A 20821-nucleotide genomic window follows, 5' to 3' on the forward strand; every position below is an offset into this window, starting at 1 on the left:
CGCGACGGGGGCGACCAGCCTGTTGACGATGGGTCGAGCATAGTTCCGGCCCATCGCCAATGGCGACGACCATTCAGCAGGGATATGGCCGGCCATTGTCTGCCCTCCCTTTGCAACCTCAGCTGATCGCAGCGTCCAGCGCATCGTTGAGCGTTCGTAACACCTTGACCCGAGCGAAGCGCTTGTCATTGGCCTCCACCAGTGTCCAGGGCGCTATTTCGGTACTGGTGCGGTCGACCATGTCCGCTACCGCGTTACTGTAGTCGTCCCACTTTTCACGATTTCGCCAGTCTTCCTCGGTGATCTTGAAGCGCTTGTGCGGCGTGTCTTCGCGTTCCTTGAATCGCTCCAGTTGCGTCTGTTTGTCAATCGACAGCCAGAACTTCACCACCACCACGCCGGCATCGACCAGCTGTTCCTCGAACTCATTGATTTCGGTGTAGGCCCGCAGCCATTCATCCGGCGAGCAGAAGCCCTCGACCCGCTCGACCAGCACTCGGCCATACCAGGACCGATCAAAAATGGTGAACTGCCCGCGGGCCGGGACGTTGCGCCAGAAGCGCCACAGCCAGGGTTGCGCCAGTTCGTCCTCACTGGGCGCGGCGATCTGTATGGTGCGATACAGCCGGGGATCCAGCGCACCGGTAACCCGGCGAATAGCGCTGCCCTTGCCTGCCGCATCGTGGCCTTCGAACAGGGCCAGCACCCCGCGCTTGCGCAGTCGCGGGTCGCGCAGCAGCTGACTCAGCCTTGCCTGCTCCTGCCCCAGTTGCTCCTTGTAGTGGTCCTTGCTAAGCGACTGCCGCATGTCGAGACTGTCGAGCAGGCTTGCCTGGTCGAGGTTCAGCTCGACGGTTGCCGTGTGCGGCTGAGTGAAGGGTTGGTCGGCGGCGTCCAGCGCGGCATTCAGCCCTTCGAGCAACAGCCGCCCGGCGGTCAGGCTGCGGTATCGTTCGTCGCTTCCTTCAATCACGTACCAGGGCGCAAAATCCCGGCTGCTGCGACGCAGGATCAGTTCACCGTGCTTGACGAACCGGTCGTAGGTTTTCGACTGCTGCCAATCCAGCGGGCTGATACGCCAACTGTGCAGTGGGTCATCCTTGAGCGACTCAAGCCGCTGCTGCATGCGGTCCTTGGACAAGTGGAACCAGAACTTGAAGATCAGCATGCCCTCGGCACAGAGCATCCGCTCGAACCGTTGTGCGCGGTCGATGGCCAGCTGAAGATCGGTCTTCTTGATTCGACGATGAACGCGATCCTCAAGCATCTTGCTGTACCAGTTACCAAAGAAGATCCCGGTCTGGCCTTTGGGGGGAAGTCTTCTCCAGTAGCGCCACGCAGGCGGATGCGAGAGTTCTTCGTCGGTCGGCACGTCGAAGCTGTCGACACGGATCAGCCGCGGGTCCATCCACTCGCTGAGCAGCTTGATCGTTTCGCCTTTTCCCGCGCCCTCAATGCCATTGATGAGGATCAGCACCGGAAACCGTGCCTGCTCCCTGAGGCGGTACTGCGCCTGCAGCAGCGCTTCGCGCAAAACAGGCACTTCTTTGTTGTAAGTGTCCTTGTCGATGGTATGGCCGATTTCCGCAGACTCGAACATCGTGTACTCCAAGAAGGGGTGCTGTGATGAACCCTAGCAGGCCGAGACAACTGCAGTACTGATGTAGCACCGCCTGCTTGCGCTGGCGCGCAATCTTGCACGCCTATCGATGCGACAAAGCGCGCCCGCAGCAGGTTTCGCGCGGCTGCTAGAATCGCGGTCTTTTACCGCAGGAAACGTCGATGTCCGCCCCGCTCCACACCGGTTTTCAGCATGCCGAACTCGACTGGGACGAGAACGGCCAACCGCAATCCCGGCAGTATGGGGACGTGTACTTTTCCCGCGGCTCGGGCATGGCCGAAACCACCCACGTGTTTCTGCAACCCAATCGGCTGGCCGAACGTTTCGCTGCCCTTCGCGCTGGGGAGCGGCTGGTGATTGGCGAAACGGGCTTTGGCACCGGTCTCAGCTTCCTTTGCGCCTGGGCGCTTTTCGAGCGCACTGCGCCTGCCAATAGCGCCTTGCACTTTGTCAGTGTTGAAAAGCACCCCCTCACGCACGACGACCTGTGTCGTGCCCTGGCTCTGTGGCCCGAACTGCATGACCAGGCGCGGCAGTTGCTGGATCAGTATGTGGCGATCAACCCGGGGTTCCAGCAGTTTCGCTTCGGCCGGGTGACGCTGACGCTACTGGTAGGCGATGCGCTCGAGAGGCTCAAAGAGCTGGATGCGCGGATAAATGCCTGGTTTCTCGATGGCTTTGCACCGCCAAAAAACCCGGACATGTGGCAGCCTGAGCTGTTCGAGCAGGTAGCCCGGCTGTCGGCCCCAGGCGCAACGCTGGCAACCTTCAGCAGTGCCGGCAGCGTACGACGAGCACTCAAGCAGGCAGGCTTCGAGGTCAAGCGGATACCCGGCTTGGGCCATAAGTGGGAAAACCTGCAGGGCCAGCTTGTCACGCCGCCAGAAACCCGGGAGAACCCTTGGTTCGCGCGCCCGTCGCATCAACCGGCGCAGCGCAAGGCGCTGGTCATCGGCGCAGGCCTCGCAGGATGCGCCAGCGCCGCCAGCCTGGCGGCGCGCGGCTGGCAAGTGGCACTGCTGGAACGGCACGACGATATTGCCCAGGAGGGTTCTGGCAACCCGCAGGGCGTGCTCTATTTGAAGCTCTCAGCGCACGGAACCGCGCTCTCGCAGCTTGTGGCCAGCGGCTTTGGCTACACCCGCCGGCTATTGCACAACCTGCAGCGCGGGCAGGACTGGGATGCCTGCGGTGTGCTGCAGCTTGCCTTCGACAACAAGGAAAGCGTCCGCCAGGCGGCACTTTCCGACGCCTTCCCGCCCGGTCTCCTGCATGCGGTACCGCGCGAGGAAGCCGAGCGGTTGGCGGGCGTAGCGCTGGACCAGGGTGGGCTGTTCTATCCGGACGCCGGTTGGGCGCACCCACCAGCGCTGTGTCGCTGGCTGATCAAGCACCCGTCCATCGAGTTACATCGCCATCGGCACCCGCTCGAACTGCGTCGAAGCGGCGAGCAATGGCAGGCGCTGGCCGGCGATGAGCTGCTGGCCGAAGCGCCGGTCGTGATTCTGGCCGGCGCCGCCGATGCGAAGGGCTTCAGTCAAAGCGCCTGGCTGCCACTCAAGCGGATTCGCGGGCAGATCACCGCCCTGCCGGCGACCGAACAAAGCGCCGCATTGCGCACCGTGTTGTGTGCCAAGGGATATGTCGCTCCGCCACGTGAAGGTCAGCATACGCTGGGTGCGAGTTTCAATTTTGCCGAGGCCGATCCCGCGCCGAGCGCTGCAGAACATCATTCGAACCTGGACATGCTCAGGGAGATTTCCGGCGATCTGCATCAACGCCTGGACGCCGACAGCTGCGACACAGACCAGCTGCAAGGACGTGTCGCGTTCCGCTGCACCAGCCCCGACTATCTACCCATCGTTGGCGCGATGGCCGATCCGGAATGTTTCGCCGAGACCTATGCCGTGCTGGCAAAGGATGCCCGCCAGGTGCCCGACAAGCCATGCCCCTGGCTTGACGGGCTGTACGTGAACACCGCCCACGGCTCGCGCGGCCTGATTACCGCGCCCCTGGCCGGGGAATTGCTCGCAGCCTGGCTGAATGACGAACCCCTGCCAGTGCCGCGAGCCATTGCCGAAGCCTGCCATCCCAATCGATTCCTGCTGCGCAAACTCATTCGCCGGACCGACTGACTGACCGCGATCGCCTGGCGCTCGCACACCAGGCACGCGGCCTCGAACAGGCCGTAGCACTAGCATCGACGAAACGGCTCGTCCCAAAACGGACGGGAAGTTTCGGTTTCGATATCGGCCCGGCTCAAGCCGATGTCCTTGAGCATCTCGTCGCTCAATGCCGCGAGCTGCTGACGCTGACGATACAACGCATGCCAGCGGGTTAACTGCTGCCAGACCGTATGCAACGACCGGCCGAATGAGTAATGGGCCGTTGTGCTTCTGACGCAAGGTTGAACGAACTCAGCATGGCTTTTCATCTGGGATACCTCCGAGTGGATGGCGCCAGTGTCCTGCCGGGCTTATGATCAATCCAACGAATGTTTCTGATGGCGTACATCTCGGAGATTGATGGATGGCCAATTACCCCAGTATCGATGCAGAGCTGCTGCGCAGCTTTGTGGCAATTGCCGATCACGGCGGCTTTACCCGAGCGGCCGAAGCCGTCAATCGCACGCAGTCGGCGATCAGCATGCAGATGAAGCGCCTGGAAGAGGATGTGCTGCAACGGTCGGTATTCGAGCGCGATGGGCGTCAGGTCAAGCTCACCGCCGAGGGCCAGATCCTGCTCGGTTACGCACGGAGAATCCTCAAACTGCACGGCGAGGTGCTGACGACTCTACGCGAACCGCACATGGTAGGCTCGGTGCGCATCGGCACCCCGGACGACTATGTAATGCGCTTCCTGCCGGGCATCCTGTCGCGCTTCGCGCAGGCCTATCCGCTGGTACAGGTGGAGGTGCATTGCGAACCGTCTTATCAGTTACTGCAGCGTCGCGACCTGGATCTGTCCATCGTCACCCGCGAGCCGGGCACCGAGATCGGTCAGCTGCTGCGCCGAGAGCGTTTCGTCTGGGCCGAAGCGCCTGGCTTCAACACCCATGAACAACGGCCCATGCCACTGGCCATGTTCAATACCGACTGCTTCTGCCGGGCCTGGGCCTGCAACGCCCTGGACAGCCTGGAAGTACCCTACCGGGTCGCCTATACCAGCCCCAGCCTCTCGGCGCTGATGGCTGTGACCAACGCGGGACTTGCGGTGACCGCGCAGCTGCAGAGCCTGGTGACAGCGGATATGCGCGTACTGGGCGAAGCCGAGGGCATGCCGGAGCTGCCTTCGTGCAGCATTGTCCTGCTGCGCAACGATCGCAACCAGTCTCAGGTCAGCGAGACGCTAGCGGAGCATATCGTCGAAGGTTTTCGTCTGTAGCGGGTCGGTCGATCAGCGCGGCGGCGGTTAGTGTTCCGATCCGCATATCGACGCGGCGCGCAGTAGCGCCGCGGTAATCCCGTGCTGCTCCCACTCCGGCAACGCCGAGAATCGCGCAACGAACTCGGGCGGTAACAGCGAAGGCGCCTGCTGTTGCAGTGCGCGCCCCTCGTCAGTCAATAAAAGCCACTGACGACGGCGGTCCTGATCATCCCGTTGGCGCAACAGCAGTCCGCGCTCAGCAAGGCGGTCGAGTTGCCCGGACAGCGTCGCTGGCGTCAGGCTGACGCGCTTGCTCAAAGCGCTGGCGGTCAGCTGCCGTTCGCTGGCCAGCACCTGCAGAATCATCAGCTGCACCGGGCTCAGCCCACCGAAACGCGCCAGTCGCTTGGCATGCATCTCGGCGTCTTGCTGCAACCGGCGCAAGGCCTGAAACAGAGACAACTCAAGGTTGCTCTCTACCGCTTCAATAGTTTCAGATCGAATGTTTTTTTCGCTCATAGACAGTTAAATCGTGCCGAGTACGGTTTGACATGAAAGCACTATTTTTGTTTCCCTGTAAAACCTGACTGACGCAGCAGAGCGCGATTCAGGCCAGCTGAGGCGCCCCTTAACAAGCCCCTCAGCCACCGAGCCAGAGCGGTACACGCCCGTCTGAAATCCTGAACTTCGCGGTCCGAGCGTCAGTCACACTCCCCAACGGCAATACCGGTAAGGATCCTATGTGTGGCATAGCTGGCGAACTTCGCTTCGATAATCAACCGGCCGACCTGGCCGCGGTTGAACGCATCACCCAATCCCTGACGTCCCGTGGCCCGGACGCCTGCGGCTTCAACAGCCAAGGCCCTCTCGCTCTGGGTCACCGACGCCTGAAGATCATGGATCTGTGCGAGGCCTCTGGCCAGCCGATGATCGACTCGGCGCTCGGCCTGTCCATGGTGTTCAACGGCGCCATCTACAACTACCCCGAATTGCGCGCCGAACTGGAAGCATTGGGCTACAGCTTCTTCTCCGGCGGCGACACCGAGGTCTTGCTCAAAGGCTTTCATGCCTGGGGCGAAGCCCTGTTGCCCCGACTGAACGGCATGTTCGCTTTCGCCATCTGGCAGCGAGACGTGCAAGAACTGTTCATCGCGCGCGATCGTCTCGGTATCAAGCCGCTCTATCTGTCACGCACGGGCGAGCGCTTGCGCTTTGCCTCGACGCTTCCGGCGTTGCTCAAGGGCGGAGATATTGCTGGCGTGCTGAACCCGGTAGCTCTGAATCACTACATGAGCTTCCATGCTGTGGTGCCGGCGCCGGATACCCTGATCGCCGGAATCGAAAAACTGCCACCCGGCACCTTCATGCGGATTGACGCCAGCGGCAAGAGCAGTGAACACCGCTGGTGGACGCTGGAATTCGGCGCATCGGAAGAAGAACAAGGCTACAGCTTCGAAGACTGGCAGGAGCGCACCCTGACCACCTTGCGTGACTCCGTTGCCCTGCGTCATCGCGCGGCGGTCGACGTGGGCGTTCTGCTGTCCGGCGGTGTCGACTCCAGTTTGCTGGTCGGCCTGCTTCGCGAAGCCGGCGCTGGCGATAACCTGCAGACCTTCTCCATCGGCTTCCAGGATGCCGGTGGCGAGCGTGGCGACGAGTTCAAGTACTCGGATCTGATCGCGGAGCATTACGGAACGCGTCATCACCAGCTGCGCATTCAGGAAAAGGAAATTCTCGAACAGCTACCCGCCGCCTTCCGCGCCATGAGCGAACCGATGGTCAGCCATGACTGCATCGCGTTCTATCTGCTCTCGCGTGAAGTCTCCAAGCACTGCAAGGTGGTGCAGAGCGGCCAGGGCGCAGACGAGCTGTTTGCCGGTTACCACTGGTATCCACAGGTGGACGGTGCCGAGGATCCGGTTGAGGCTTATCTCACAGCCTTCCGTGACCGCAGCTTCGAGGAATACGCCGACACCGTGCAGCAGCAGTGGGTCAAGGGCGACTTCTCCGGCGATTTCGTACGTCAGCATTTCGCCCAGCCCGGCGCCGACGCCGCTGTAGACAAAGCTCTGCGCATCGACAGCACAGTGATGCTGGTCGACGACCCGGTCAAACGCGTCGACAACATGACCATGGCCTGGGGCCTCGAAGCTCGAGTGCCGTTTCTCGACCACAACGTGGCCGAGCTGTCGGCAAAAATTCCAGCCAAGTACAAGCTGCCCGACGGCGGCAAGTACGTGCTCAAGGAAGCCGCGCGCAAAGTCATTCCAGCTGCGGTCATCGACCGTCCCAAGGGTTATTTCCCGGTGCCAGGGCTCAAGCATCTGCAGGGCGACACGCTGAACTGGGTGCGGGAGCTGTTGACCGACCCGAGTCAGGACCGCGGGCTGTATAACCCGGCCATGCTGGACAGGCTGTTCAATGACCCAGAAGGTCAACTGACGCCCCTGCGTGGCTCGAAATTGTGGCAGTTGGCAGCGGTCAATCTATGGTTGAGCGAACAAGGCCTCTAACAACCCGTTCATGACGACGCAATGAGCGAGCGCCGAAGCGTTGCCGTAGTGAAGTCATACAAGCTCCAAGGAATGCACCATGCAGAAGTCTCAAGCCTATGGACAGCGACTGTTGCGCGGCCAGACACCGACCTACGAGCGCTTGCAGCAACGGCTCGCCGAGGATGGCCAGGCGGAACATCAGGCGCCAGTAACACTGCACTGCGGATGGGGCCGGATCTTGATCGGCCACACCTACTCCGACCCTGAGAAGCTCGCGGCCGACCTGCTCCATGAACAGGCCGGTGAGCGGGATATCGCCCTGTACGTCGCCGCGCCGCATCAGGTACTCGCCTATGCGCCGCAGCAGCTGTTCCTTGATCCATCGGACACATCGCGCATCTGGTTCACCGATTACCGCCCGGCTCGCCGGAGCTTCCGCGGCTTCGGCATCCGCCGCGCTCAGAGCGAGGAGGACTGGAAGGCGATCAACAGTCTGTATCAGTCCCGCCACATGCTGCCGGTCAACCCTGAGTTGTGCACACCGCGAGAGCAAGGCGGTCCGGTGTATTGGCTGGCTGAGGACGATGACTCCGGCGAGATCATCGGCAGTGTCATGGGCATCAACCACCACAAGGCGTTCAATGATCCGGAGAACGGTTCCAGCCTCTGGTGCCTGGCGGTCGCGCCAAACTGCACACGCCCCGGTGTAGGCGAAGCGCTGGTTCGCCACCTAATCGAGCACTACATGGGCCGTGGGCTGGCGTATCTCGATCTGTCGGTACTGCACGACAACAAGCAAGCCAAGGCGCTCTACGCCAAGCTCGGCTTCCGCGACCTGCAGACCTTCACGGTCAAGCGCAAGAACACCTTCAATCAGCCGCTGTTTCTTGGCCCAGGCCCGGAAGCGGAGCTGAATCCCTACGCCAAGATCATCGTCGACGAGGCACGCCGCCGAGGCATCGAGATCACTATCGACGATGCTGAAGCCGGCCTGTTCACTCTGACTCAGGGCGGCCGCAGGGTGCGCTGCCGCGAGTCCCTGTCGGACCTCACGACTGCGGTCAGCATGACGTTGTGCCAGGACAAGAGCCTGACTCACCGGACCCTTGCTCGCGCGGGGCTTAAACTGCCTGCCCAGCAAATCGCGGGTTCGGTCGAGGAGAATGCCGCGTTTCTCGAGCAGCACGGCAGCGTGGTCGTAAAGCCTCTCGATGGTGAACAGGGCCAAGGCGTCTCGGTCGACCTGCGCAGCAGCCAGGATGTCGAAGAAGCCATTGCTCGCGCACGTCAGTTCGATCAGCGCGTGTTGCTGGAAAGCTTTCATCCCGGACTTGACCTGCGCATTGTCGTGATTGGATATGAAGTCGTGGCCGCGGCGATACGCCGTCCGGCTGAAGTGGTGGGTGACGGTAGCCACAGCATTCGCCAGTTGATCGAGACCCAGAGCCGGCGCCGCCAGGCTGCAACCGCCGGCGAAAGCCGAATCCCTATGGACGAAGAGACACAGCGCTGCATCAGCGACGCCGGCTTCGACTACGACAGCGTCTTGCCACGCGGCGAGCGCCTGGCGGTGCGCCGCACAGCCAACCTGCATACCGGTGGCACGCTCGATGATGTAACCGATCAGCTGCATCCAGATTTAATCGACGCCGCCGTTCGGGCCGCTCGCGCACTGGATATTCCGGTAGTCGGCCTGGACCTGCTGGTGCCGGCAGCAGACGAACCCGAGTACGTATTCATTGAAGCGAACGAGCGGGTCGGCCTGGCCAATCACCATCCCCAGCCCACCGCCGAGCGCTTCGTCGACCTACTCTTTCCACTCAGCTACGGCACCCACTAGCGGGAAATTCAGGCTGTAGATGGCCTGGTTCCGGCATCCGCAGGTGCCGGAACGGCCCGCCGCCTCGCTTGCGGCACCACCGCAGCTCAACTTCACTCACTTACATAGCGGCAGCCAGTTTTCCGCCGCTAAGGAATGATCATGACTGCCAAGCTTCCCGAACCGGACCTCAACTACCTGCAACGTGTGCTGCTGGAGATGCTCGCCATTCCCAGCCCCACCGGCTTCACCGACACAATCGTTCGATATGTGGCAGAGCGCCTGAAGGAGCTCGGCATTCCCTTCGAGCTGACCCGCCGCGGAACCATCCGCGCCACGCTCAAAGGTCGCCGGTACAGCCCGGATCGAGCCATCGCCGCGCACCTGGACACCATCGGCGCCAGCGTCCGGGAAATTCAGGACAATGGCCGACTCGGTCTGTCCCCGGTGGGTTGCTGGTCAAGCCGCTTCGCCGAAGGCAGCCGCGTCAGCGTCTTCACTGACACCGGCGTGGTACGTGGCAGCGTGCTGCCCCTGCTCGCCTCGGGGCATGCATTCAACACCGCAGTTGACGAGATGCCGATCAGCTGGAACCACGTCGAGCTGCGTCTGGACGGCTATACCGCGAGCCGCGCCGACACCTTCGCGCTGGGCATCAACGTGGGCGATTTCGTCGCATTCGATCCAATGCCCGAGTTTACCGACAGCGGTTACATCAGCTCGCGCCACCTGGATGACAAGGCCGGAGTGGCAGCCTTACTGACGTCACTGAAAGCGGTGATCGAAAGCGGTCGTGAGCCACCCATCGACTGCCATCCGCTGTTCACCATCACCGAGGAAACCGGGTCTGGGGCAGCCGGGGCCCTGCCCTGGGATGTCAGCGAGTTCGTCGGCATCGACATCGCGCCGACGGCCAAGGGCCAGGAATCCAGCGAACACGCAGTTACCGTCGCCATGCAGGATTCGGGTGGGCCATACGATTTCCACCTGTCCCGGCATCTGCTCAAACTGGCAGAAGCCAATGAGGTACCGGTGCGGCGTGACCTGTTCCGCTACTACCACAGCGATGCACAGTCGGCGATCGCTGCCGGGCACGATATCCGCACCGCGCTGCTGGCGTTTGGCTGCGATGCGACACACGGCTATGAGCGCACCCATATCGACAGCCTGGCCGCCATGAGCCGCTTGATTTCGGCCTACTTGCTGAGCCCACCGGTGTTCACCAGTGATGCCCATGCAGGTAAGGATTCCCTAGAGAATTTCAGCCATCAACTGGAACATGTGACGCAGATGGAAAACGACACGCGCGTGCCGGCAGTCGATTCAATCTTCGACAAGCCGACCGATGATTCTTCAGGTTGACCGTGGCGTTTCATGATGCGCCGCCAACTTGAGGCATTTGCCGATTGCGAGGCGGCGCTGATCCGGGCAAAGTCGCAAGCCTCTGAAACATATGAATGCTTGGCCAGTCAGGCATGAAGCGAACAGGGTTTGCCATTCGCGCGACTGGAAACTGCGTTTTGCGAGTGTGTATTCCTTGGATCAATAACATGCTGCCGCGTCTTTTTCTGGCCGTTCTTCTGTTCTGTCTGACCGCTCAGGTATCGGCGTTCGAGCCCGTGCCGGTGGACTCCCAGCATTTCCGCCAGGCGCTGGGTAGCTGGAGCTACTTTTTGCGAGACCCGGCTGCCGAGCTTGGCGTGGCTGAAGTCTTCGCGCTGCCGGAAAAAACCTTCGTACCCGTGTCCGGGGTACATCCCAACAAGGGCAAGAACGATTCGGTCTGGTGGTTCCGTGTCGACCTGAAAAACCAGTTGCACGACCCCATCGGCGGCTTCGTCGAGATCAACTACCCCCTGCTCGACGACATTCAGCTCTATCTCCGTCACCCGGACGGCCGCATCAGCCAGCAGCGCTCCGGCGACAACCATCCGTTCAACGAACGAGCGGTCAGGGTCAGCAACTTCTGGTTTCCTCTGGAACTGGAGCCCGGTACCTCGACCTTGCTGCTGCGTGTGGAAAGCACCAGCACTCTCTACGTGCCGCTGTACTTCAGCAGCTATGCAGCAAACGCCGAATCATTCGAGGATTCGACGGGCTTGGCCGGAGCCTTCTACGGCGTGCTGTTCGCGATGTTCTGCTACAACTTCTTTCTGTTCCTCTCCCTGCGCGAGCCTGCGTATTTCTGGTACCTGATCTACAACCTCAACGTGGGCCTGTTTGCGCTCAGCTTCGATGGCATGCTGGTCAAGTGGCTGAACGATGCAGGCGGCGTGATCGCGCTGGGCATCTATGCGCTGATGCTCAGTCATTGCCTGGTGTCTATCCAGTTCAGCCGCCATTTCCTGCATACCCGAGAATACTTTCCACGCCTGGACTTCGCCCTGCGGGTGGCTCTGATCCTGTCGGTGGGCGCGCTGCTGTCCGGTTTCGTTCTGGAAACTCAGGTGTGGAGCGTACTGGCCAGTGTGATGGTCATCAGCTCGTCGATCGGGCTGCTGCTGACCGGTGCGTTCGTCTGGAGCCGCGGCGTGCGCTATGGCCTGTATTACACGCTTGCCTGGGGCGTGCTGTTGGCGACCTTCGTCATCGTCACGGCCGGATCACTGGGCTTCAACCTGCTGGGGCTGTATGGCCCCTCGATCGTCAAAGTTGGCATTGCCTTCGAGCTGATCACCCTGTCGATCGGTCTCGCGGACCGCATCAACCTACTCAAAGAAGAAGGCTTCCGTTCACGCCAGGCAGCCGAGCGGGCAGAGAGCGAGAACCAGGCAAAGAGCCGCTTCCTGGCGAAAATGAGCCATGAAATTCGCACGCCGTTGAACGGTGTACTGGGCATGCTGCAATTGCTGCGTGAAACACCACTTGACCGTAACCAACGGTTCTACCTGGACACTGTTTCCAGCTCCAGCCACTCGCTGATGACGGTCATCAACGACATCCTTGACTATGCGCGGATCGGTGCTGGCAAGCTGGTTCTGGAAGACATCGAGTTCGACCTCGAAGTGCTGGTCTCCGAAACCATCAGCCTGTTCACGGCTCAAGCGCTGCAGAAGCAGTTGAACCTGCATCTAAGCCTCGCCCCGGGTGTGCCGCGCCGCCTGCGCGGCGATCCGACTCGTCTCAAACAGGTTCTTATGAACCTGCTCAGCAATTCGCTGAAATTCACCGAACAGGGCTGTGTGGTACTGAAGGTCGTCTGCCAGGGCCCCGAAAGCAGTCGAAGCCTGGTCTTTTCGATCACCGACAGCGGGATCGGCATGCGCGCGGAGGTTCTGGCCCAACTGTTCGAATCTTTCGCTCAAGGCGATTCCAGTACTACCCGGCGCTATGGTGGCAGCGGTCTAGGGTTGGTCATCAGCAAGGAACTGGTAGAAATGATGGGCGGCCAGATCGACGTGCAGAGCACGCCCGGCCAAGGCAGCCAGTTCAGCTTCGACATCCCGCTGCGCGAGGCGAGCGGCAACCTCGACCCACTGACGGCGCTACTCGAGGGACGCACCGCTGTGATCGCGTCCAAGGACATCTGCGCCCTGGATGCAATGGGCAACTTGCTGCAGCGCTGGGGCATGCGAACCGTCCGCTGCGAGGAGCCACAACATCTACGCCGCTACCTCGACGATCAAGCCTCAGCTCCACTATTGGTAATCATGGCGCCGTGGCCAGGCAAACCCCAGGCTTGGCTCAACGTTGTAGCCGATCAGCTCGAACTGAATCAACGGGTGATGCTGCTCTACCCGCCGCAAAGCGAACCTTCCCCGGCATCGTCATCGCTGCGCCTGGCCAACTTGCCGTTGCCACTGCTGCTCGGCCCCTTACGCGAAGCGCTGCAGCGCCTCCATCAGACAATCCCTACGACCGATGGCGGTGTGGCGCACACTGAACACCCGGGACGCTCCAAACCACTCATCCTCGCTGTTGAGGACAATCCCGTCAGCCAGATGGTGGTGTCCAGTCTGCTGCGCAAACGCGGCTATGAAGTCATGATGGCCGAAAACGGACGCAAAGCGGTCAGTGCCTACAGCGAGAACCCGGCCGCGGTGCGGCTGATCCTGATGGATTGCGAGATGCCGGAGATGGACGGTTTTGAGGCCAGTCGACAGATCCGCCGACTCGAGGCGCAGTTGCGGTTGCAGCCAGTGCCGATCATTGCGCTGACCGCTCACGTACTCGATGAACATCGCCGCGCTGGCAGCGAGGCCGGCATGGATGAATTCATTGGCAAACCACTGGACAGCGAGCAGCTGTATGCTTACCTGGATCGGTTCCTCAACGCGCCGATCAACGAACCCGACCTGCACCCTCCCACCTGATTCGGCATCGATGCTCATTCCTTACGACCAACTCGAACCTGACACCCTGACCCGCCTCATCGAAGATTTCGTGACCCGCGAGGGCACCGACAATGGCGACGAGACGCCGCTGGAAATCCGCGTCGAGCGGGTACGCCAAGCGCTGAGCAAAGGCACCGCCGTGATCGCGTTCGACATTGAGCATCAGCAATGCCAGTTGGCGCTCAGACGCGACGTACCGAAAGAATGGCTCGAGGACTAGACCTCAGCTGAGCACCCCACCGTCACGTTCCCAGGCGCAGCGCATGCGCAGATCGCGCTGATGAGGGCTGTGCGAGCCGCTTTCGGTTTCCCAGCGGAAGGTATGAATACCATTGAGTTCGGTCTCCAGATGGACCACGGCGCTGGTCCAGTAGAGTTCGTTCAGCAGCTCCTCGAAATGACGCACCCAGAGCGCCCACTCATATTCGACCGCGCGGTAGCTGGCACCGAAATGAATGACCTGCGTCTGATACACCCCTTCGTCCATACAGCAAGAGAACATCTCTCTTCCGAGAAAAGGCCAACCCTCGCCTTGCGGCAGGCTGTACAGCGCACGCCGATTGACCGCGCGGCGCAACCGGCACTGCTCGATATCGGTTGAAGGCCAGTCACGGATGCTGCCGTAGACGATGGATTCCGGCTCCACAGAAACACTCCAGGAGAAAGCCCGTCATGTTCGACTAAATCCGTTCAGCCTTCCAGCGTCCCTTGCAGACAAGGTCTGGGTACAAGCTGCAGAGGTGACGCAGACCACAACCTCAAGGCAGTCGAGTCGCTTCAGCGCGTGCTCGCTGCAGCCAGATCGCGCCGAGGCGCCAGCCGCAAGGCCAGCAGGGACATCGCCGCCGACATGGTCGCGAGTACGAGGAAGGGTTCACGATAGTCACCGGCGATATCTCGGCCCAATCCGGTCAGCACCGGGGTGAAACAGGCCAGACAATAACCGGTGCAGAGCATCATCGCCGTCAAGCGGCTGACCGCAAGCGGCGTACTGGCTTCGTACATCGGCAATACCAGCGACATGGAGAAGGTCCCGTTCAGGGCTATACCCAGCAGCATGCACACCAGCAGCGGATTGACCTGCGGAAGCCAGGCAATGACCAGCAGACAGACCGTTGCCAGCACGCCGCAGCAGGCCATCAGCAAGTGCCGCCTGCCAAAGCGCTGCGCCAGCCAAGGCATGATGAACGCGCTGGGCAAACCGATCAGCATGAAGCCACTGAAGAAGGCATTGCTCTGCAGCAGACTGAAGCCAACCTCGTGGTAACGCGCCACCAACCAGGTAGCCAGCGCGTAAAACAGACCGGCCTGCAAGGCGAAATAGATGCTTACCAACCAGGCGCGCGGTTCGCGCCACGGCAGACCGGTACGGCTCTCCACGGCCGGTTCCGGCTGGTTCGGTAGGCGCCACCAGATCAGCAATGCCAGCACCGCCGGGATTGCCCACAGCGCCAGGCCCCAGGTCCAACGCTGGCCCAACCATTCGGCTGCTGGTGCAGTCAGCACTACGCCGATGGTGCCGCCAACCGCCATGCTCAACGAATAGTAGGCCGCGGTCTTGCCCATCTGCTCGAGAAAATAACGCTTGATAAAGCCCGACAGCAGCGGCCCGGCAACCGCGATTCCGGCACCGACCATAGCCGCCGTGCTGATCAACACTGGAGCATTCTTGCCGAACAGACGCAGTAACAGCGCCAAACCGATCAAACCAAGGCACAGGCTGATGGTGCGCTCCAGGCCGAAACGCACGGCCAGACGGGGTGCCAACGGCGCCAGCAACCCCATCAGCAGTACTGGCAAGGCGGTGGTGAGGCTGATGACGCTGCGGCTGAGACTGAGCTCCTCGGCGATGCGTTCGATCAATGGTGCAAACGAAGTGATGCCTGGCCGAAGGTTGATGGCGGCCAGCACAAGGGCCAGCATGAGCAGCCAGCGAGACGGGTTTTTCACAGTGAATCCAGAGGCAGACTGGGAAGGATCGGCAACCCTACTCCCGCCCCAGGATCAGGGCAAGCAAAACGGACCAGCCGGTCAGGTTTTGCTCTTGCTGCGCTTCTTTTCTGCCAACAGCGCCATCTCGTCGTAGATCGCCTGCGGGTTCTGTTGCTTGATCTTCCAGGCCATGCGCCCTTCATCGTGGGGCAGGATCATGAACACGCCCTCAGCCACCTGGCGATAGATGTAGTCGGCAATGTCGGCAGCAGAGATAGGCGACGCTTCGAGCAGCTTGCTGATCTGCGCTTTCATATTGGGGGTCGGACCGCGGTAGGAGTCCATCAGGTTGGTCTGGAAGAATGACGGGCAGACCACATGAACTCCGACTTCCTGCTGCTTCAGCTCCACCAGCAGGCTCTCGGACAACGCCACCACACCGGCCTTGGCCACGTTGTAATTGCTCATGCCCGGCGCCTGCATCAGAGCCGCCATGGACGCGATGTTGATGATCTTGCCTTGGCTCTTCTGCACCAATGGCAGGAAGGCCTTGCAGCCCTTGACCACACCCATGAGATTGATCGCGATCTGCCAGTCCCAGTCCTCCAGTGACAGCTCGTCGAAGAAACCACCCGAGGCAACACCCGCGTTGTTGACCACCACATCGATACCGCCAAGCTTGCTTTCGCATGCCTGCGCCAGGGCTGTCAGCTGGCTGTAGTCGCGCACGTCACAGCGTTGAGTAAAACCGTCGCCGCCTGCATCACGGACCATTTTCAGGGTTTCGGCCAGGCCGGCCTCGTTGACATCCGACAATGCCAGCTGCCAACCCTCGCGCGCCCAGCGCAACGCTATCTCGCGACCCAGGCCGGATCCGGCCCCCGTGACCATCATGCGATTTTGCATCGGTTGTAACCTTTTGTTCGTTGGGTTGCCACGAGTCTAGCGAAAGCTGCAGCAGGCTCCGGCCTCTATCGAAATGCTGAATGACTGGCATGCTCCGCTCCCGATCGGCCCCGCAGAGATGGCTGGTCCCAGAACAAAAAAGGCAGCCCGAAGGCTGCCTTTTCGATCACAAAACCCAGGATCAGTGGGCGACCGCACCAGTCGAACCCAGACCGGTCTGCGAGCGGATGAACTGCGGGAAGAAGCGCGCGCGCTCTTCGGCAGCCGTCTTGGACTTGTCGGTGACCGAGAAGAACCACAGGCCGGCAAAGGACGCGATCATGGCGAACAGGGCCGGATACTTGTACGGGAATATGGCCTGTTCGAAATGCAGCACGTCGACCCAGACCGTCGGGCTCAGGATGGTCAGCAGCAACGCCGTACCCAGGCCCATCGCACCACCGATCAGAGCACCGCGAGTGGTCAGGTCCTTCCAGTACATCGAAAGGAACAGGATTGGGAAGTTACAGCTGGCGGCAACCGAGAACGCCAGTCCCACCATGAAGGCGATGTTCTGATTCTCGAAAGCGACGCCAAGCAGGATGGCCAGTACGCCCAATGCCAGCGTGGTGCGCTTGGTCACCTTCATCTCGTCCTCTTCCTTGGCTTTGCCCTTCATGATCACGCAGGCATAGAGGTCATGAGCGACCGCGGAAGCACCGGCCAGCGCCAGGCCCGAGACCACCGCAAGGATGGTGGCGAAGGCCACCGCAGAGATGAAGCCCAGGAACAGGTTGCCGCCGACCGCCGATGCCAGGTGAATGGCGACCATATTGGTGCCGCCAACGATGGCGCCCGTGGCATCTTTGAAGCTTGGGTTGGTGCTGACCAGCAGGATCGCGCCGAAACCGATGATGAAGGTCAGGATATAGAAATAGCCAATGAAGCCTGTCGCGTAGAACACGCTCTTACGCGCTTCCTTGGCATCGGCGACGGTGAAGAAGCGCATCAGGATATGCGGCAGGCCGGCAGTACCAAACATCAATGCGAGGCCCAGCGAGATAGCCGAGATCGGGTCGGAAACCAGGCCGCCCGGGCTCATGATCGCCTGATGACTCGGGTGCAGCGCTACAGCCTCGGAAAACAGACGGCTGAAATCGAAGCCGACGTTATACATGACCATGACGGCCATGAAGGTTGCGCCGGACAGCAGGAGCACAGCCTTGATGATCTGCACCCAGGTGGTTGCCAGCATGCCGCCAAACATCACGTACATGACCATCAGCACACCGACCATGACCACTGCAACCAGATAGTCGAGGCCGAACAGCAGTTGAATCAGCTTGCCCGCACCGACCATTTGCGCGATCAGATAGAAGGCCACCACGATCAGCGAACCGCAGGCAGAAAGGATACGGATCTGTGTCTGTCCCAGGCGGTAGGAGGCTACGTCGGAGAAGGTGAATTTGCCCAGGTTGCGCAAGCGCTCTGCCATCAGGAACAGAATGATCGGCCAGCCCACCAAAAAGCCGATCGAATAGATCAGGCCGTCGTAGCCGCTGGTGAAAACCAGCGCGGAAATACCGAGAAATGACGCCGCCGACATGAAGTCGCCAGCAATTGCCAATCCGTTCTGGAAACCAGTGATACTGCCACCGGCCGTGTAGTAATCAGAAGTGGAGGTATTGCGTTTGGCCGCCCATTTGGTGATTCCCATCGTGAACACGATGAACACGATGAACATGGAAATGGCGGTCCAGTTGGTGGCCTGTTTCTGCACATCGCCGGTCAGGGCGTCAGCAAACAGCGCCGGAGCAACTGCCATCAGAGCAGCTGCGGTCAGCAGACGAGCGAGCATTATTTCTGAGCCTCGTTGAGAATGTCCTGGGTAATGCGATCGAACTCGCCGTTAGCGCGCTGCACGTAGACGCCGGTCAGCACGAACGACAGGAAGATCAAGCCCAGACCCGCCGGGATCCCCCAAGTGGTGACGGAGCCTGCACTTAGAGGGGTTCCCAACACCGCAGGGTCAAAGGCGATGACCAGAATGAAAGCGAAGTAAGCGGTGAGCATGATGGTCGCCAGCATCCAGGCGAAACGACCACGCTTGGCAACCAGGTCCTGAAATCGTGGGTCAGCATTGATCTGCTGAATTACGGTCTCGTTGTTCATTGGGGGTCTCCACACGGTCCTCTGCCCACACATGAAGGCAGGGCGGCTACTTTAGGGCCGGCCCGTTTGAAAACCACTCGACCATAGTCTTGTTTTTATTTGGTGGAAGGCCCGTGCCAGACGCATTGATGACGACTTTCACCTAACGCAGCGGGCACCGATAGCGATGGGCTATGTCACTCATCAAGCGTGACCATTTCCAACGTTCTGGCGGCATCTGCACACTCCATTGCAACCGAGAACAGTTCTCGATCTCTTTGGAGAGATAACCATGATCAAGACCGTTACCTTTACCCTGATGCATTTCTGCATCGCATTCTCGGTGACCTATGCCTTGACCGGCAGCGCTGCAGCGGGCGGGCTGGTTGCGGCGATCGAGCCCCTGTGCAACTCAGTAGGTTTCTATTTTCACGAGAAAATTTGGCAGCGCCTGGACAAGCGTCAGCTTTCGGAGGAGAACATCCCCGCTCACGCCTGGTTGCATCACCAGGCGTAAGCGACTCGACCGCAGTCCCGGAAGCGCTTACGCCGTCAAGAATTAATGGGCAGCTTCTTTAAAACGCTCTGTACAGCGCCTGCGCCTGCCCTGACTGATCGGTCACATTTCCCAGCCAATCAATCCGCGACCGGCTTTTCGCTATCACCGGGCCTAAGCTACGCAACCTGACGGCTTAATTGTGGTCCATGCTTAGCGAAACGACAGGGGGCAGGCGATTCCAGGCATGATCTGGGTATGAAGATGTGTGGTCGTTGCGATCGAATCAACCGCTGCCGAGACGCCACCCGTTGTACCAACCGACGCCATTTCGCCGGAAGGATTCCGGCCCCGCCGCCGACACGCGAACACTAAAGATTAAATCTGCCAACCCCCCACCGTAGTCACCGGAGATCACCTCATATGCGATTGCTGCTGTGCCTGAGCGCACTGCTTGCACTGGTCGTTACGCCTGCCCACGCGGCAGACATCAGCGTCGAGCAGTATGGCTACCCCCTGAGCAACCCGTTCGAGGCGACGATAGCGACGACACCGGCGCCTTTTCGTGCCGAGCTGCCTGAGGATGACGAGATCGATCAGGCCGACTTCAGCCTGCGGTTACGCCCCGAACGGGAGTTCACCCTGCCCGACAATTTCTGGGCGGTTAAACGGCTGACCTACCGCTTGGCAAAACAACCCGGACCAGCACCGCTGATGTTCATCATCTCAGGCACTGGTGCCAGCTACTCGGCTGGCAAGACCGAGTCGCTCAAGCGACTGTTCTATGGGGCTGGCTATCATGTGGTGCAATTGTCCTCCCCCACCAGTTTCGACTTTATCGCCGCTGCCTCACGCTACGCCACGCCAGGCTACAGTCCAGGCGATGCCAAGGACCTCTACCGCGTGATGCAGGCCGTTCGCGCACAGCAACATGAACTGCCAGTCACTGAGTTCAACCTGGTCGGTTATAGCCTCGGCGCGCTTAATGCTGCGTTCGTCAGCAAGCTTGACGAGACGCGACAAAGTTTCAACTTCAAGCGCGTGTTGATGATCAACCCGCCGGTGAACCTCTACACCTCGATCAGTAACCTCGACAAGTTGGTGCAGACGCAGGTCGATGCCATCGACAGCACCACAACCTTCTATGAAGTCATCCTGGAAAAGCTCACGCGTTACTACCGGCAGCAAGGCACGATCAACCTGGACGAGGCGATGCTGTTCGACTTCCAGCAGTCCGCGCTGCGGCTGACCGATGAACAGATGGCCATGCTGATCGGCTCGGTATTCCGCTTCTCGGCAGCTGATATTGCATTCACCTCGGATCTGATCAACCGCCGCGGCCTGATCGTGCCGCCGAAATACCCAATCGATGAAGGCACCAGCCTCGAGCCGTTCTTTCGCCGCGCGCTGCTCTGTGACTTCGATTGCTATATCACCGAGCAGCTGATCCCCATGTGGCGCGCGCAGCAGGACGGCGGCAGCATGGCGCAGCTGGTACAACAGGTGAGCCTGTACGCGCTTGAGGATTACATGCGCAACAGCCCGAAGATCGGTGTAATGCATAACGCCGACGACATCATTCTCGGCGCTGGAGACCTGGGGTTTCTTCGCCGCACCTTCGGCGAGCGCATGACGCTTTACCCTCGCGGTGGCCACTGCGGCAACCTCACTTACCGGGTCAATGCCCACGATATGTTGGAGTTTTTCCGTGGCTAAACGCTC

The 20821-nt window shown here is 60.6% G+C and carries 17 protein-coding genes; 9 read left to right on the plus strand and 8 right to left on the minus strand.

The window, feature by feature from the left end; genetic code table 11:
- Nucleotides 1–118: 118 nt before the first annotated feature.
- A complete protein-coding gene (gene pap / locus CXK96_RS00520; RefSeq protein WP_102834575.1) occupies nt 119–1600 on the minus strand; it encodes a polyphosphate:AMP phosphotransferase in 1482 nt (493 codons plus the stop codon).
- A gap of 182 nt (nt 1601–1782) precedes the next feature.
- Here pap and mnmC point away from each other — a divergent pair, with 182 nt between their 5' ends.
- Entirely contained in the window at nt 1783–3756 is a 1974-nt protein-coding gene (gene mnmC / locus CXK96_RS00525) for a bifunctional tRNA (5-methylaminomethyl-2-thiouridine)(34)-methyltransferase MnmD/FAD-dependent 5-carboxymethylaminomethyl-2-thiouridine(34) oxidoreductase MnmC (protein WP_102834576.1), read from the plus strand.
- Between the two features lie 59 nt (nt 3757–3815).
- Here mnmC and CXK96_RS00530 read toward each other — a convergent pair whose 3' ends face one another.
- Nucleotides 3816–4055, minus strand: coding sequence for a DUF1127 domain-containing protein (locus CXK96_RS00530; protein WP_102834577.1), 240 nt, complete (start codon nt 4053–4055; stop codon nt 3816–3818).
- Nucleotides 4056–4150: 95 nt separating this feature from the next.
- On the opposite strand from CXK96_RS00530, the gene CXK96_RS00535 reads away from it, so the two are divergent.
- A complete protein-coding gene (locus CXK96_RS00535) occupies nt 4151–5005 on the plus strand; it encodes a LysR substrate-binding domain-containing protein (RefSeq protein WP_102834578.1) in 855 nt (284 codons plus the stop codon).
- A gap of 27 nt (nt 5006–5032) precedes the next feature.
- On the opposite strand, the gene CXK96_RS00540 is transcribed toward CXK96_RS00535, so the two are convergent.
- Nucleotides 5033–5506, minus strand: a complete 474-nt coding sequence (locus CXK96_RS00540) for a MarR family winged helix-turn-helix transcriptional regulator (RefSeq protein WP_102834579.1) — start codon at nt 5504–5506, stop codon at nt 5033–5035.
- Between the two features lie 221 nt (nt 5507–5727).
- Between CXK96_RS00540 and CXK96_RS00545 the strand changes: the two genes are divergently transcribed.
- The 5 genes from CXK96_RS00545 (at nt 5728) to CXK96_RS00565 (ending at nt 13855) form a co-directional block, all read left to right on the plus strand.
- On the plus strand, nt 5728–7500 hold the full coding sequence (locus tag CXK96_RS00545) for an N-acetylglutaminylglutamine amidotransferase (RefSeq protein ID WP_102834580.1): 1773 nt from the start codon (nt 5728–5730) through the stop codon (nt 7498–7500).
- Nucleotides 7501–7579: 79 nt separating this feature from the next.
- Nucleotides 7580–9322 carry an N-acetylglutaminylglutamine synthetase gene (gene ngg, locus CXK96_RS00550; RefSeq protein WP_102834581.1) on the plus strand — a complete coding sequence of 581 codons (1743 nt, stop codon included), beginning with the start codon at nt 7580–7582 and terminating at the stop codon, nt 9320–9322.
- A 141-nt stretch (nt 9323–9463) separates the two neighbouring features.
- Nucleotides 9464–10663, plus strand: coding sequence for an osmoprotectant NAGGN system M42 family peptidase (locus CXK96_RS00555; protein ID WP_102834582.1), 1200 nt, complete (start codon nt 9464–9466; stop codon nt 10661–10663).
- Nucleotides 10664–10851: 188 nt separating this feature from the next.
- Nucleotides 10852–13614: a hybrid sensor histidine kinase/response regulator gene (locus tag CXK96_RS00560; RefSeq protein WP_102834583.1), complete on the plus strand. Its 2763-nt coding sequence runs from the start codon at nt 10852–10854 to the stop codon at nt 13612–13614.
- A gap of 10 nt (nt 13615–13624) precedes the next feature.
- The gene (locus CXK96_RS00565) at nt 13625–13855 is read left to right on the plus strand and encodes a YheU family protein (protein WP_102834584.1); all 231 of its coding nucleotides are present in this window, start codon (nt 13625–13627) and stop codon (nt 13853–13855) included.
- Nucleotides 13856–13858: 3 nt separating this feature from the next.
- Here the strand turns inward: CXK96_RS00565 and CXK96_RS00570 are convergent, their stop codons facing one another.
- From CXK96_RS00570 to CXK96_RS00590, 5 genes are all read right to left on the minus strand, one after another.
- A complete protein-coding gene (locus CXK96_RS00570) occupies nt 13859–14281 on the minus strand; it encodes a hypothetical protein (RefSeq protein WP_102834585.1) in 423 nt (140 codons plus the stop codon).
- Nucleotides 14282–14412: 131 nt separating this feature from the next.
- Complete coding sequence (locus tag CXK96_RS00575) at nt 14413–15558, minus strand: CynX/NimT family MFS transporter (protein WP_102835012.1); 1146 nt, start codon at nt 15556–15558, stop codon at nt 14413–14415.
- A 108-nt stretch (nt 15559–15666) separates the two neighbouring features.
- Complete coding sequence (locus CXK96_RS00580; RefSeq protein ID WP_102834586.1) at nt 15667–16473, minus strand: SDR family oxidoreductase; 807 nt, start codon at nt 16471–16473, stop codon at nt 15667–15669.
- Nucleotides 16474–16654: 181 nt separating this feature from the next.
- Nucleotides 16655–18310 carry a cation acetate symporter gene (locus CXK96_RS00585; RefSeq protein ID WP_102834587.1) on the minus strand — a complete coding sequence of 552 codons (1656 nt, stop codon included), beginning with the start codon at nt 18308–18310 and terminating at the stop codon, nt 16655–16657.
- Nucleotides 18310–18624, minus strand: coding sequence for a DUF485 domain-containing protein (locus tag CXK96_RS00590; RefSeq protein WP_102834588.1), 315 nt, complete (start codon nt 18622–18624; stop codon nt 18310–18312). The genes CXK96_RS00585 and CXK96_RS00590 overlap by 1 nt, the downstream gene beginning before the upstream one ends.
- Before the next feature lie 271 nt (nt 18625–18895).
- Here CXK96_RS00590 and CXK96_RS00595 point away from each other — a divergent pair, with 271 nt between their 5' ends.
- Together CXK96_RS00595 and CXK96_RS00600 are read left to right on the plus strand one after the other, a co-directional pair.
- Nucleotides 18896–19120 (plus strand): DUF2061 domain-containing protein, encoded by a 225-nt coding sequence (locus tag CXK96_RS00595; RefSeq protein WP_102834589.1) that lies wholly within the window; start codon nt 18896–18898, stop codon nt 19118–19120.
- A 402-nt stretch (nt 19121–19522) separates the two neighbouring features.
- Nucleotides 19523–20815, plus strand: a complete 1293-nt coding sequence (locus tag CXK96_RS00600; protein ID WP_102834590.1) for a serine/threonine protein kinase — start codon at nt 19523–19525, stop codon at nt 20813–20815.
- Nucleotides 20816–20821 lie beyond the last annotated feature (6 nt).

Origin of the sequence: Stutzerimonas stutzeri, assembly GCF_002890895.1 — a bacterium.
Classification (GTDB): Bacteria; Pseudomonadota; Gammaproteobacteria; order Pseudomonadales; family Pseudomonadaceae; genus Stutzerimonas; species Stutzerimonas stutzeri_AB.